10 protein-coding genes and 1 pseudogene are annotated in these 13,896 nt (G+C 64.0%); 3 read left to right on the top strand and 8 right to left on the bottom strand.

What is annotated here, in order from left to right; genetic code table 11:
* Positions 1 to 4 precede the first annotated feature (4 nt).
* Entirely contained in the window at positions 5 to 451 is a 447-nt protein-coding gene (locus NK8_RS27325; RefSeq protein ID WP_213232849.1) for a universal stress protein, read from the top strand.
* Between the two features lie 10 nt (positions 452 to 461).
* On the opposite strand, the gene NK8_RS27320 is transcribed toward NK8_RS27325, so the two are convergent.
* The 8 genes and pseudogenes from NK8_RS27320 to NK8_RS27285 all read right to left on the bottom strand — a co-directional run bounded on the left by NK8_RS27320 (position 462) and on the right by NK8_RS27285 (position 10,418).
* Positions 462 to 1,919 (bottom strand): NAD-dependent succinate-semialdehyde dehydrogenase, encoded by a 1,458-nt coding sequence (locus tag NK8_RS27320; protein ID WP_213232848.1) that lies wholly within the window; start codon positions 1,917 to 1,919, stop codon positions 462 to 464.
* 209 nt (positions 1,920 to 2,128) lie between these two features.
* Positions 2,129 to 3,790, bottom strand: a complete 1,662-nt coding sequence (locus tag NK8_RS27315; RefSeq protein ID WP_213232847.1) for a cation acetate symporter — start codon at positions 3,788 to 3,790, stop codon at positions 2,129 to 2,131.
* Positions 3,787 to 4,092 carry a DUF485 domain-containing protein gene (locus tag NK8_RS27310; protein ID WP_213232846.1) on the bottom strand — a complete coding sequence of 102 codons (306 nt, stop codon included), beginning with the start codon at positions 4,090 to 4,092 and terminating at the stop codon, positions 3,787 to 3,789. The genes NK8_RS27315 and NK8_RS27310 overlap by 4 nt, the downstream gene beginning before the upstream one ends.
* Before the next feature lie 256 nt (positions 4,093 to 4,348).
* Positions 4,349 to 5,113 carry an ethanolamine ammonia-lyase subunit EutC gene (gene eutC, locus NK8_RS27305; protein WP_213233224.1) on the bottom strand — a complete coding sequence of 255 codons (765 nt, stop codon included), beginning with the start codon at positions 5,111 to 5,113 and terminating at the stop codon, positions 4,349 to 4,351.
* The gene (locus NK8_RS27300; RefSeq protein WP_213232845.1) at positions 5,113 to 6,492 is read right to left on the bottom strand and encodes an ethanolamine ammonia-lyase subunit EutB; all 1,380 of its coding nucleotides are present in this window, start codon (positions 6,490 to 6,492) and stop codon (positions 5,113 to 5,115) included. Before NK8_RS27300 ends, eutC begins: the two co-directional genes overlap by 1 nt.
* Positions 6,489 to 7,640, bottom strand: coding sequence for a branched-chain amino acid ABC transporter substrate-binding protein (locus NK8_RS27295; RefSeq protein ID WP_213232844.1), 1,152 nt, complete (start codon positions 7,638 to 7,640; stop codon positions 6,489 to 6,491). Before NK8_RS27295 ends, NK8_RS27300 begins: the two co-directional genes overlap by 4 nt.
* Before the next feature lie 94 nt (positions 7,641 to 7,734).
* The gene (locus tag NK8_RS27290; RefSeq protein ID WP_213232843.1) at positions 7,735 to 8,967 is read right to left on the bottom strand and encodes an FAD-binding oxidoreductase; all 1,233 of its coding nucleotides are present in this window, start codon (positions 8,965 to 8,967) and stop codon (positions 7,735 to 7,737) included.
* Positions 8,967 to 10,418, bottom strand: a pseudogene (locus NK8_RS27285) (amino acid permease). Before NK8_RS27285 ends, NK8_RS27290 begins: the two are co-directional and overlap by 1 nt.
* A gap of 298 nt (positions 10,419 to 10,716) precedes the next feature.
* On the opposite strand from NK8_RS27285, the gene NK8_RS27280 reads away from it, so the two are divergent.
* Positions 10,717 to 12,126, top strand: coding sequence for a PLP-dependent aminotransferase family protein (locus NK8_RS27280; RefSeq protein ID WP_213232842.1), 1,410 nt, complete (start codon positions 10,717 to 10,719; stop codon positions 12,124 to 12,126).
* 462 nt (positions 12,127 to 12,588) lie between these two features.
* Positions 12,589 to 13,851, top strand: a complete 1,263-nt coding sequence (locus NK8_RS27275) for an efflux RND transporter periplasmic adaptor subunit (protein WP_162070000.1) — start codon at positions 12,589 to 12,591, stop codon at positions 13,849 to 13,851.
* The last annotated feature ends 45 nt before the right edge of the window (positions 13,852 to 13,896 follow it).

Genomic DNA, 13,896 nt, shown 5'->3' with positions numbered 1-13,896 from the left:
CATCATGTTCAAGCATCTGCTGGTTCCCACAGACGGCTCCCCGCTATCCGAAGCGGCATTGCGCATGGCGGTCGGACTGGCCAAGGAAAACAGCGCGCGCATCACGGGTCTTTATATGGTGCGGCCGTTTCATATGACCGTTTATAGCGCCGAAATGGTGGGCTCGGATCAGGCTGATCTTCAATCCGTCGACAGGGCGCGCGCCGAACAATATCTCGAGAACATGCGAAGCATCGCGACCGCGGCCGGCGTGGAATGCGACACCGAAGCGCCTACCGGCGCGCATCCCTACGAAGCGATCCTCGATACGGCGAAGGCGCGCCACTGCGACCTCATCGTGATGGCGTCGCATGGGCATGGCGGCATTCGCGGGCTATTGCTCGGCAGCGAAACGCAGAAGGTGCTGACGCACAGTCACTTGCCGATTCTGGTGGTGAGGCCGCCGGAGTGAGACTGAGAGCCTACCTCTCCAGATTCCCAAAACACACATACTTCGATTCCAGATACTCCTCGACCCCCGACGACGCCCCCTCACGCCCCATCCCCGATTCCTTGATGCCGCCGAACGGCGCGACCTCATTGAACACGAGGCTATCGTTCACGCCGACGACGCCGCACTCCAGCGCCTCCATCACGCGAAACGCGCGGCTGATATCCGCGGTGTAGAAATACGCCGCGAGCCCGGTGCGCGTATCGTTCGCAAGCGTGATCACATCGTCTTCGTCCCTGAAGCGCAGCACGCTCGCAATCGGCCCGAGCACTTCGTCGCCGCACACGCTCATCGACGGATCGACGCCGGTCAGCACCGTCGGCCTGAAAAAGTTCGAGCCGGGCGCGAGGCGCGAGCCGCCCGCCGCGATCGTCGCGCCCAGCTTCACGGCTTCGTCGATGAGACTTTCGACGCGCGTCACCGCCGTCTCGCCGATCAGCGGACCGATCTGCGCGCCTTCGTCCAGGCCATTGCTCACCTTGAGCAACGCGACCTTCGAAACGAGCTTCGCGACAAAGGTTTCGTACACGTCTTCATGCACGAAGAAACGGTTGGCGCACATCGCGGCCTGACCCGAATGACGGAAACGCGCATCGAGCGCGCCTTTGACGGCAAGGTCGATGTCCGCATCGCCAAACACGATGAAAGGACAGTTCGCGCCCAGCTCCAGCGACATCTTCTTGACCGTGGGCGCGCACAAGGTCATCAGCCGCTTGCCTTCGTCGATGGAACCGGTGAACGACACCTTGCGCACGTCGCGATTCGCGAGCAGCGTGCTTCTGATCGGCTCGCCCTCGCCCGTCAGCACGGACAGCACGCCGCGCGGCAAGCCGGCGTTTTCGCCGAGCACGCAAAGCGCGAGCGCCGAGAAAGGAGTCTGCGGATCGGGATGATGAATGACCGTGCAGCCCGCCGCGAGCGCGGCGCCGACGCGTCGCGCGACCATCGAGGAGGGAAACGTCCATGACGTGATCGCGCCGCACACGCCGATCGGCTGATGCAGCACGCGGATGCGCTGATTGCGCCGCGGCGCAGGAATGTTGTCGCCGTAAATGCGGCGCGCTTCTTCCGCGAACCAGTCGAGATAATTCGCCGCCTGCGTGATTTCCGAGCGCGCCTCGTGCAGCGGCTTGCCCTGCTCGCTGCACAGAATGATGGCGAGATCGTCGCGATGAAGCTCGACGAGGCGCCCCCACTCTCGCAGCACCGACGCCCGCTCACGGCTGCTCCAGCTGCGCCAGTCCTGCAAGGCGGCGTTCGCGCATTCGACAGCTTCGCCCACCTGCTCCGCCGTGACCTGCGGCACGCTGCCGATGATCTCGCCATTCGCCGGATTGGCGACCGGCACGCGCGGCAGCGACGTGTTGTCGACCCACACACCGCCGATATACGCCGATTGCTCGAAAAGACTCGGGCACTGCAGTTCCATGGCTCGCTCCAATGCGTGTGGCGCTTCGTGCATACAGTTGCAGCGAGCTTAACGCATTTTTTCGGCCATTCGATAACGCGGGACTGTGTTGTCGTATCAGTGCAGCGGCATGTCGCGCCGGCGATGTATTCATCGCAAAACGACCGGTCGGTCGATCGGAAGCGCTTACGCGGCGGCATGCCGAAGCGCGCCGCCGCGTCAACCTCACATCAATGGCTCGCGCCTTCCACCGCGCCGATGCCCGTCTCCGAGCGCACCGTCTGCGCTTCGAACCCGGCCTTGTCGATGCGTGCGCGCGCGGAGCGGTCGGTCACCGAGAACAGCCAGATGCCGGCGAAGCCGATCGCCATCGAAAACAGGGCGGGCGATGCGTACGGGAACGGCGCGCTCGCGTAGTGGAACACGTCGACCCACACGGCCTTCGAGAGCACCGTCATCACGACCGCCGACAGCAGTCCGAGGAAGCCGCCGATCGCCGCGCCGCGCGTCGTGCAGCCGCGCCACAGCACGGACATGAAGAGCACCGGGAAATTGGCCGACGCCGCCACCGCGAACGCGAGCGACACCATGAACGCGATGTTCTGCTTCTCGAACACGATCCCGAGCACGACCGCGACGATGCCGAGCACGATCGTCGTGATACGCGACACCTTCAGTTCGCTCTTGCTCGACGCCTTGCCCTTCTTGAACACGGTCGCATACAGATCATGCGACACCGCCGATGCACCCGCGAGCGTCAGGCCCGCGACCACCGCGAGAATGGTTGCAAAGGCAACGGCCGAGATGAAGCCGAGGAACACGTTGCCGCCGACCGCGTTCGCCAGATGCACCGCCGCCATGTTCGTGCCGCCGAGCAGCTTGCCGCCCGCATCCTTGAACATCGGATTGGTGCTCACCAGCACGATCGCACCGAAGCCGATGATGAAGGTGAGAATGTAGAAGTAACCGATCCACGTCGTCGCCCAGAACACCGACTTGCGCGCTTCCTTCGCGTTCGGCACGGTGAAGAAGCGCATCAGGATATGCGGCAGGCCGGCGGTGCCGAACATCAGCGCAATGCCGAAGGAAATCGCCGAGATCGGGTCCTTGATGAAGTTGCCCGGGCCCATGATCGACTCTTTCTTCTCGTGTACCTCGACGGCCTTGGCGAACAGCGCTTCGGGGCTGAAGTGGAACTGCCACAGCACCATGAACGCCATGAACGATGCGCCCGCGAGCAGCAGACAGGCCTTGATGATCTGCACCCAGGTGGTCGCGGTCATGCCGCCGAAGAGCACATACACCATCATCAGCGCGCCGACGATCACCACCGCGATCCAGTATTCGAGGCCGAACAGCAGTTTGATGAGCTGTCCCGCGCCGACCATCTGCGCGATCAGGTAGAACGCCACGACGACGAGCGTGCCCGACGCCGCGAACGCGCGAATGGGCGTCTGCTTGAAGCGGTACGCGGCGACATCGGCGAAGGTGAAGCGGCCGAGATTGCGCAGGCGCTCCGCCATCAGGAACGTGATGATCGGCCAGCCGACGAGAAAGCCGATCGAATAGATCAGGCCGTCATAGCCGTTGCTGTAGACCGCCGCCGAAATGCCGAGAAACGAGGCCGCCGACATGAAGTCGCCCGCGATCGCGAGACCGTTCTGGAAGCCGGTGATGCCGCCGCCCGCCGTGTAGAAGTCGGCCGCCGAGCGCGTCTTCTTCGCGGCCCATTTGGTGATGAACAGTGTCGCGATCACGAACGCGATAAACATGCAGATCGCCGTCCAGTTGGTCGCCTGCTTGACCGCCTGACCGAGATCGCCGCCTGCGGCGAAGGCACTGGCGGATGCGGCGAAGAGCGCGCCTGCCGCGAGGAAACGTGGCGACTTCATGCGGCCTCCCGCTTGATCTTGTCGGTGAGATCGTCGTACGTGCTGTTGGCGTGGCGTACGTAGAGGCCCGTGATGACGACCGTGAAGACGATCACGAACAGGCCGATCGGCATGCCCCAGGTCATCACGCCCGCGCCCATCTTCGCGGAGAGCAGTTCCTTGTTGAACGCGATCAGCAGCACGTAGCCGTAATACACGATCAGCACGAGCGCGGTGAGCGTCCAGCCGAGCTTCGAGCGCTTTCGCACCAGTTCGCCGTACGCGGCGCTGGATTTGATTTTTTCTACGATCTTGAGGTCCATTTCCGTCTCCTGCATGGATGTCTTTTCTCTGCCTGCAAAAGCGCCCGCGTCCGGCGCCGTGCGCGAACGATAAGCGATGCGTAGAATCAAGGGAAATCCCCTAGCGGGGACATCATGCGATGCCTTCGCGCATGCGCTTTCAGGCGAGTTCTGCTTTCGATGCGCTGGAGACTAAGGTAAGAGCATCCGCTTACCCGTTTCTTACGGGAGGCGTTTTCTTTTGACGGGGTTTACGCGGAGCGTTGCGGCGGTGTCGTCAGCGCGAGAGCCGATCGATCGTGCATCCGGGCAAGCTCGCGGCGCTATCGTCCTTGAGAGCGACGCCGGTCAGCTTGCGCAGACGCGCCTCGTTCAACAGCCAGGCGAGCTTGAACGCGGCCGCGTCGTAAGCAAGTCCTTCAGGGCGCACGTTGGAGATGCAATTGCGCTCTGCATCGCTGCGGCCCTGCATGGGATCGTAGGTGACATAGACGCCGAGGCTCGCGGGCGAACTCAGCCCCGGCCGCTCGCCGATCAGCACGGCAACGATGCGCGGCTTCAAAATCGATCCGATGCAATCGCCGAGCGCCACGCGCGCCTGTGTCGCGATGACGACGGGACCGATGCGCCATCCTTCGAGCCGCGCCATCGTCTTCTCGATGAGCGGTATCGCGTGCGTCGACGCAGCGCTGGACGACAGTCCGTCAGCGACGACGAACACGAGGTCTGGGTGCTTCGTGTGGGATTCGAGACGCGCCGCACTTGCGTCGCTCAGGCGCCGCCCGAGATCGGGACGGCGCAAATACACATCGCGCGAGGGCGCCGCACTTTCGACCGTGGCGGTGTCGAATCCCTTCTGTAGCAACGCGCTTCGCAACGCGTCGACATCGAGCGGCCGATGCACCGCATCGCGCGCCTGCGCATGCGCGAGATTGAACGCAAGCAGCGGCGCGGTCGGCAGACTGCTGCCCGCGCGGCCCAGCGCGATGCGGGCATCGGTGAAACGCCGCAGCGCGTCCCATGGATTGGCGCTTACGCTCATCATGCCCTCATCCAGTCGTTCAACGCGGGCCAGTGCGTGCGTTCCTGAAGCATCCCGCGCCCGTTCGTGATCTGGATCGCGCGCAGCCACGCTTCGAATTCCGGCGCGCGTTTCAGTCCGAGCACTTCGCGCACGCAGAGCGCGTCATGAAACGACGTGCTCTGATAGTTCAGCATCACATCGTCGGCGCCGGGCACGCCCATGATGAAATTCACGTTCGCCGCCCCGAGCAGCGTGAGCAGGGTGTCCATGTCGTCCTGATCGGCTTGCGCGTGATTCGTGTAGCAGACGTCGCAACCCATCGGCACGCCGAGCAGCTTCGCGCAGAAATGATCTTCGAGACCCGCGCGAATGATCTGCTTGCCATCGTAGAGATATTCCGGGCCGATGAAGCCGACCACAGTATTCACGAGAAACGGATTGAATTTGCGCGCCACTGCATACGCGCGCGCTTCGCAAGTCTGCTGGTCCACGTCGTAGTGGGCATTCGCCGACAACGCGCTGCCCTGCCCCGTCTCGAAGTACATGAGATTCTCGCCGACGGTGCCGCGCTGCAACGACAGTCCCGCTTCATACGCCTCCTGCAACAACGCGAGCGATATACCGAACGAGGCATTCGCCTTCTGCGTGCCCGCGATCGACTGAAACACCAGATCGACGGGCGCGCCCTGTTCGATCGCCGCGAGCGTGTTGGTCACGTGTGTCAGCACGCACGTCTGCGTCGGCACATCGTAGCGTTCGCGGAACGCGTCCATCATCGCGAGCAGCTTGCCGATGGCCTGCGGCGAGTCCGATGCGGGATTGATGCCGATCATCGCGTCGCCACAGCCGTACATGAGGCCGTCGATCATCGATGCGGCGATGCCCTGCACGTCGTCGGTCGGGTGATTCGGCTGCAGGCGCACCGACATGTGTCCGGGCAAGCCAACCGTGTTCCGGAAGCGCGTGACGACCGGCCGCTTCTTCGCGGCGAGAATGAGATCCTGATTGCGCATCAGCTTCGATACGGCCGCGACCATCTCCGGCGTCAGTCCCGGAGACACCGCCACGAGCGCGGCGGTATCGGTCGAATCGGCCAGCAGCCATTCGCGGAACTCGCCGACCGTGAGATGCGACACGGCGGCGAACGCGTCCTTTGAATGCCCGTCGATGATGAGACGCGTCACTTCGTCGTCTTCATACGGAATCAGCGCGTCTTCGATGAACGCGCGCAGCGGCACCGCCGACAAGGCCAGCTTCGCCGCCGCGCGCTCTTCCTCGGTCGCCGCGGCGATGCCCGCGAGTTCATCGCCGGAACGTGGCGGACTCGCTTTCGCCAGCAGCGTCCTGAGATCGTCGAAGCGATACGTGCGAACGCCTACGGTTTCGCTGAAACTCATACGCCGTTCCCGCCGACCGTTTTCAAACTCTTCCACTGCCCCTGTTCGACCTGAAAGAGCGTATAGGGCGGCTTGATGAGATCGCCATACGGGTCGAACGATATCTTGCCGGTCACGCCGGTCACGTTGACCTTCGCGAGCGCTTCGACGATCTTGCCGCGATCGAGCGAGTTTGCATCGTGAATGGCCTTGATCATCGCGAGCGCGGCGTCGTAGGCGAAAGGCGCATACAGTTCGACATCCTGATTGAAGCGCGCCTTGTAGCGCTTGCCGAACTCCTGCGCGGACGGCAGCTTGTCGAGTGCGGGCCCGGGTTCGAGATCCTGCGTGCCGTTTCCGGAGTTGCCTGCGATCTGCAGGAACGCATTGCTCTTCAACGCGCCCGCGCCGAAGAGTTGCGTCGTCATGCCGAGCGAGCGCATCTGCTTGACGAGCATCGCGCCCTGTTCGTCGAGCCCGCCGAAGAAGATCAGATCGACGTTCTGGCTCTTCATCGTCGTGAGAATCGCGCGGAAGTCGACGGCCTTGTCGTTGGTGTATTCACGCGCGACGACCCTGCCGTTCGCCTCCTTAACGCCCTTCTCGAACGAATCGGCGAGACCCTGGCCGAACGCCGTGCGATCGTCGATGATGCCGATGCGCTTCGGCTTCATCTGCTCGACGACGAAGCGGCCCGCCACCACGCCGCCCACGCCGTCGTGACCCATCGTGCGGAACACGTTCTTGAAGCCCTGCTTCGTGAGTTGCGGGTTGGTCGAGCCAGGCGTGATCATCGCGACATTCGCCTGGTGATACACCGTCGACGCCGGAATGCTGCAACCGGAGTTGTAATGCCCGATCACGCCGACGATGCCGCTATCCACCGCCTTTTGCGCGACCTGAATCGCAACGCGCGGGTCGGCTTGATCGTCGTAGACGTCCAACTCGAACTTGACGGGCTTGCCGCCGATAGTCGGATGCTTCGCGTTCTCTTCATCGATGGCGAGTTGCGCGCCATACTGCAAATCCTTGCCGACGCGCGCGACCGGACCCGTCAACGGCCCGACGAAAGCGATCTTCACGACTTCGGGATCGGCGGCCCACGACATCGGCATGTACGCGGCAAGCACGCCTGCGGCAAGACTCGAAAGCATTAAGCGGCGGTTCATGTTCGTGCTCCACAGAATTGGACGTCGCGCCAGGTTCATACGGTCCGCACGCGGCGCGACACCGCGAGCGGGCCTCATGGAAATGCGCGCCGCGTCAGTGAAAGCGCGACGCGCGATAGCTCGCGAGATCGAGCGGCGGCGCGCGCCGCGCGATCAGATCGGCGACGATGCGTCCGCTCACGCCCGCGAGCGTCAAACCCAGATGCTGATGCCCGAATGCGTAAATCACGCGCTCGCTCGCCTTCGATGCGCCGAGCACCGGCACGCCGTCGGGCAGCGTCGGACGAAAGCCGAGCCATTCGCGATCCGGCGCGCCGAGCGCGGGCAACGCGCGCTTCGACGATACGGTCACGAGATCGAGCAACGCGCGATTGCGCTGTTCGGTGAAGCCCGCAAGCTCGACCGTGCCCGCGACGCGAATGCCGTCGCTCATCGGTGTCATGTAGAAGCCGCGTTCCGCCCAGCCGCACGGCCGCGAGATCAGGCCCGACGCCGACGCATAGCGAACGTGATAGCCGCGCTCGGTGTCGAGCGGAACGTGATCGCCGCATTGATGCGCGAACTCGCGCGAGCGCGCGCCGGTCGCGATGACGACATGATCGAAACGGCGCGCATCGCCGTTCACGCGCAATGAGACGCCTTGTCCATTCGGTTCTATCGCGTCCACCTTCACGCGCTCGAGTTGCGCGCCGCGCGCGGCCAGACGTTCGAACAACGCCTGCAAAAACCCGGCAGGATCAGTGAAATGCCAGCTATCGCGAAACAGCACGCCGCGCGCGAAGATCGGCGCGAGTTGCGGTTCGAGTTCGCGGATCGCACCGCTGTCGAGCACATCGAAACCCACGCCGAGGCTTTCGCGCAGGGCGAGCGAAGCGCGCGATGCATCGAACGAAGCAGCGCTCGAATACAGATACAGACACTCGCGCGGCATCACGAAACGCGTGAGGCCGTCTTCGTCGAGCAAGGGCGCATAGCCTTCCTGCGCGCGAGAGAGCAAGGCCGCCAGCGCCCGCGCGCTCGCTTCGTAATTCGCGCGCCGCGAGCTCAACAGAAAGCGCGCGAGCCACGGCGCGAGTTGCGGAAGATAACCCCAGCGCAATCTGAACGGGCTGTCGTTCGAGAGCAGAAAGCGCGGGATATCGCGGAACACGGACGGATTGTTCACCGGCACGCATCCGTAAGGCGCGAAGGTGCCCGCGTTGCCGAACGACGCGCCCTGCGCGACGCCCGCCGGATCGAACAGCGTGACGTCATGTCCGTCGCGCATGAGCCACGCAGCGCTAGCCATGCCGATGAACCCCGCGCCGATGATCGCCACCTTCGACATTACTCGCGCCCCTTCCAGGCAAGATCGCCTTCATGCGACAGGAATCCCGTCGCCGACTCGCTCTCTTGTTCGTGACGATGAGGATGCTTGGCCGCGAAGAAGTAAGCCGCCGACGCCACCGCGAGACTCGCGAGACTGGCCATCATCTGGGGACGCAGTTCGTGGTCCGCGCCCATCGCCGCGAGCACGCCGACGATCGCAAAGACCACCGCATACGACAGCCACGGAAACAGCCACATCTTCAGCGTGAGACGCTCGGGCGCCTGCTTCTCGATGCGCCGGCGGATGCGGATCTGCGCGAGCGCGATTGCGAGATAGACGAACAGCATCACCGCGCCCGATGCGTTCACGAGGAACAGGAACACACCCTGCGGCGACACGATCGCCGCGATGATCGCCACATAGCCGACCACGCTCGACAACATCACCGCAAGACGCGGCACCTTGTGCGGCGTAAGCCTGAGCAGCGACTTCGGCGCATCGCCGCGTTCGGCGAGACGGAACAGGATGCGCGACGACACATACAGACCCGAGTTCAGCGCGGACAGCACGGCGATGAGCACGATCGCGTTCATGATGTCGGCGGCATAGGGAATCCGCATCGTCTCCAGAGCGGCGACGAACGGCGAGTGACCCGTCACGATGCTGCCCCACGGCACGATGCACGCGATCAGGAACAGCGAGCCGACATAGAACGTGATGACGCGCAGGATCACCGAGCGCGTCATCGCGGCGACGCTCTTGGCGGGATCGTCCGATTCGGCGGCGGCGATGGTTGCGATTTCCGCGCCGCCGACCGCGAAGATCACGGTCGGCACGGCGGCGAACACGGACATCGCGCCGAACGGCAGAAAGCCGCGATCGCCGACCAGGTGCGTGACTGCGCCACCCGTGTGCCCGAAGCCGAGCAGATAGCCCGCGCCGATCGCGATGAACGCGATGATCGCCGCGACCTTGATCGACGCGAATCAGAACTCGAATTCGCCATACGACTTCACGGACAGAAGGTTGATCGCGGTCATGACGGACAGCAGCACGAGGCCGATGACCCACACCGGCGCCGGTATCCAGCGCTGCAAAATGGCCGCGCCCGCGACCGCTTCCACCGCGACGACGATCACCCAGAAATACCAGTAGAGCCAGCCGCTCGTGAAACCGGCCCAGTTGCCGAGGCCGATACGCGCGTATTCGGTGAACGAGCCGACGCCGGGCACCGCGAGCGCCATTTCGCCGAGCATGCGCATGACCATCAGCACGACGATGCCGGCAACGAGATACGACACGCACGCCGCCGGGCCGACCGTGGCGAGCGTCGCACTACTGCCGACGAACAGGCCCGCGCCGATGATGCCGCCGAGCGCGATCATCGTGACGTGGCGCTGGCGCAGCGCCGAGCCGAGCTTCGGCGGGCTGCCGGATGGCGCCGATTGAGCGGATTGAGGCAAGGACATCGGGAATCTCCTGCGGACAAAGATCGAATGAATTGCACACGCGGCCAAGGCAAAAACGCACCGCACACCAGACAAACTCTGATTCTAGAATCACACAAGATTTTTTTGTGTGCAATTAAAAACACGATTGTGTGGTGCCGGGATTTTCCCTAAGTACGACTGGAGCGGCTCTTGCAGACCCGACGCGACGCGCCTGTGGGGCTTATATGGGCATTGCATCGGCACCACTCTGAGTTAGAATCGGCTCACTTCCGCACAAATCGCGGACAAAGCATAGTTTGTATGGAGACAGAGATTCATGGCTTCCGACAAGGATCAGACGCTGACCGCGAACGGCGAAGCCGAAGGCACGACCAGGCGATCGACCTACATCGAGGTATCGAGCTCGATCGAGCGGGAAATCCGCAGCGGCATCTATCCGCCCGGCAGCCGCCTGCCGCCGCAGCGGCAATTGGCGAGCGAACTGGGCATCAATGTCTCGACCGTGTCGCGCGCATACAAGGAGCTGCAGTTGCGCGGCCTCGTGATCGGCAGCAAGCGGCGCGGCTCGCTCGTGACCGGCGGCGCGATGCCGAGCGTCGAGACGCCGCCCGCGAGCGCGGGAAGCGGCGTCATCGATCTGACCGTCAACCGGCCCGCGACCGGGGAATTCCTCGCCTGCCTCGCGCGCACCATGGGCGAGCTGCCGCGCGATCCGCGCTTCGCGCAGTTGCAGGAATATCAGCCGCCGCAGGGGCCGTCATGGGCGCGCGCGGCCGGGGCGCGCTGGATGAGCGCGCCGGGCTTCGCGCCGACCGCCGATCAGGTCGTCGTCACGAGCGGCGCGCAGCATGGGCTGTATGCGGTGCTCAACAGCCTGATCGGCACGGATGGCGTGATCCTCGCGGATCAACTGACGTATTACGGGCTGAAGGCGCTCGCGCCGGTGTTCCAGTTCGAGATCGTGGGCATTCCGAGCGACCGCGACGGCCTCATCGTCGACGAGGTCGAACGCGTGTGCAAGCGCGTGCCGGTCAAGGCCATCTTCACCGTGCCGAATCTGCAGAATCCCACCGTCACGACAATGAGCCTCGAGCGGCGCATGGCGCTCGTCGATGTGGCGCGCCGGCATGGCGTGGCGATCATCGAGGACGACGTGTACGGCCCGCTCGTCGCGCAACGCCTGCCGACGATCGCGAGCCTGTGCCCCGAGCTGACGTTTCATATCTCGGCGACGTCGAAGATACTCGCGCCCGGCTTGCGGCTCGGCTATCTGCTGAGCCCGCAGGACAACGCCGCGCTGTGTGCGGAAGCCGTCCGCACGACGGCGTGGATGCCCGCGCCGCTGTCGATGCTGATCGCGGCCGTCTGGATGGAGGACGGCACCGCGCAGCACATCATGGACGCGCAACTCGCCGAGATTCGCGCGCGGCACGATCTCGCGCGCGAGTTGCTGCCGCAGGAGTTGCTGCAGTCCGATCCGGCCTGCATGTTCGTGTGGCTGAAGCTGCCGCTGCCGTGGCGCGCCGATGACTTCGCCGCCAATGCGAAGGCGCGCGGTGTGGTGGTGATGCCATCGTCGGCATTTGCCGTGGACAGGTCCGAGATCGAGCATGGCGTGCGGATCAATCTCGCGTGCGCGGAGAGCCGGGAACAGCTCGTGAGCGGGCTGCGGATTCTGGCGAGCACGTTGCGGGATCGGCCCCGGGCGTTGTTCGGACATCTGTAAAGCGCGTGACGACGCAGGAAGCATCGACGGTTCTCTTCGGCATTTCACAAATCGGCATGACGAATCCGCGCCTTGCTAAGCGATCCATAGCTTCGCGCCTGCGATAGCGATTCGTCGGGCCGCCCGCCTATTCAGTAATTGCTACGCATGGCGATCCACAGCGTTCAGTCGAAATGGCATTAAACGCTATGGCGTTTTCAGCCGTATTCAGCTATTAGTAGATTCGTCACGCACGCCACGCCATCAGGTGGCGAACCATGAGCATCTCTGGCTATAACTCGACCGCAAAACCGGAGGCAGCTACGACACATCACAAATATCAGGCTCGCGCTCGCTGACGTCGCCAAAGAATCCTGTCCCGCGCGATTTCATCTGAAACGCATACCGCGAGCATGTCGTGGCGAGGCGCCCTGGCGGCGCGCTCGCTCATCATCGATCGGCCATCCCAAGAGGGAGGCGCCTATGGCGTTCGTGTCGGAACAGATGCTGCACTGCTGCCCGTTCGCTCAATCTTCGCGCCGGATGCGCGCACTGCGCCTCGTTGCGCTCGCCGCATTCGCGTCGCTCTCGCTCGTGGCGTGCAAGAAGCCGCCGCCCGAAGCCGCGAAGCCCGCCGTCGATGTCACGGTCGTGACCGTCGCCGCGCAATCGACGCCCGTGGAATTCGATTTCACCGCGCAGACGCAGAGCTCGCGCGAGGTGGAAATCCGCGCGCGCGTGGACGGCTTTCTGGAAAAGCGCATGTATACGGAAGGCGCGGTCGTCTCGGTCGGCCAGGTGATGTTCATCATGGACAAACGCCCCTTCGAAGCCGCGCTGCAGACCGCCAAGGGCTCGCTCGCGCAGCAGCAGGCGCGGCTGCTCGTCACGCAGCAGAATCTCGGCCGCGTGAAGCCGCTCGCCGCGATGAACGCGTTGAGCAAGAAGGATCTCGACGACGCCGTCGGCAACGAAAAGAGCGCCGAAGCCGCCGTGATCGCCGCGAAAGGCGAGGTGCAGACCGCGGAACTCAACCTGAGCTACACGACGATCCGCTCGCCGCTCAAGGGCCTCTCCAGTTTCGCGCGCGTGCAGGAAGGCAGCTACGTGACGCCGACGCAATCGGGCCTGCTCACCTATGTCTATCAGCTCGACCCGATGTGGGTGAACTTCAGCATCTCGGAGAACGAGTTGCTGAACTATCGCGAGCAGATCAGAAAAGGCCTGCTGCACTTCCCGCCCGACAACCAGTTCGACGTGACCGTCATTCAGGCCGACGGCTCGGTGTATCCGCAGACCGGCCGCATCGACTTCACGAATCCGGCGTTCAGCACGGAGACGGGCACGTTCCTCGTGCGCGCGGTATTCGCGAATCCGAAGGGCACGCTGCGCCCCGGCCAGTTCGTGAAGGCGCGCGTGACGGGCGCGGTGCGGCCCAACGCGATCCTCGTGCCGCAACGCGCCGTGCTGCAGGGCGCGAAGAGCCATTTCGTCTGGGTGATCGACGATCAGTCGAAACCGCATCAGCGCGTCGTCGAAGTCGGCGAGTGGCACGGCGACGACTGGTTCATCACGAGCGGCCTGAAAGCGGGCGAGCGCGTCGTCGTCGATGGCGCGATCCGGGTCAGCTCGGACTCGCAACTTCGCGTGGTCGCCGCACCCGCCGCGGGCGATGCGCCAGCCTCGGGCGCGCAGGAGGCGTCGCTCGGGCAGACGAAAAGCGCAACCGGCGGGACCGAAAAGTGATCCGATCCGATTTGAACTGACGACGATCGAAAACACGTCGCGCGG

This window comes from Caballeronia sp. NK8 (assembly GCF_018408855.1).
Lineage (GTDB): Bacteria > Pseudomonadota > Gammaproteobacteria > Burkholderiales > Burkholderiaceae > Caballeronia.
Note: the sequence above shows the minus strand (reverse complement) of the source record. Positions and strands in the feature narration are given on the sequence as shown.

Bases quoted from the DNA above. Each gene is read 5' to 3' on its own strand.
- NK8_RS27325 (WP_213232849.1), top strand. From the start codon at position 5: ATGTTCAAGCATCTGCTGGTTCCCACAGACGGCTCCCCGCTATCCGAA.
- NK8_RS27320 (WP_213232848.1), bottom strand. From the start codon at position 1,919: ATGGAACTGCAGTGCCCGAGTCTTTTCGAGCAATCGGCGTATATCGGC.
- NK8_RS27315 (WP_213232847.1), bottom strand. From the start codon at position 3,790: ATGAAGTCGCCACGTTTCCTCGCGGCAGGCGCGCTCTTCGCCGCATCC.
- NK8_RS27310 (WP_213232846.1), bottom strand. From the start codon at position 4,092: ATGGACCTCAAGATCGTAGAAAAAATCAAATCCAGCGCCGCGTACGGC.
- eutC (WP_213233224.1), bottom strand. From the start codon at position 5,113: ATGAGCGTAAGCGCCAATCCATGGGACGCGCTGCGGCGTTTCACCGAT.
- NK8_RS27300 (WP_213232845.1), bottom strand. From the start codon at position 6,492: ATGAGTTTCAGCGAAACCGTAGGCGTTCGCACGTATCGCTTCGACGAT.
- NK8_RS27295 (WP_213232844.1), bottom strand. From the start codon at position 7,640: ATGAACCGCCGCTTAATGCTTTCGAGTCTTGCCGCAGGCGTGCTTGCC.
- NK8_RS27290 (WP_213232843.1), bottom strand. From the start codon at position 8,967: ATGTCGAAGGTGGCGATCATCGGCGCGGGGTTCATCGGCATGGCTAGC.
- NK8_RS27280 (WP_213232842.1), top strand. From the start codon at position 10,717: ATGGCTTCCGACAAGGATCAGACGCTGACCGCGAACGGCGAAGCCGAA.
- NK8_RS27275 (WP_162070000.1), top strand. From the start codon at position 12,589: ATGGCGTTCGTGTCGGAACAGATGCTGCACTGCTGCCCGTTCGCTCAA.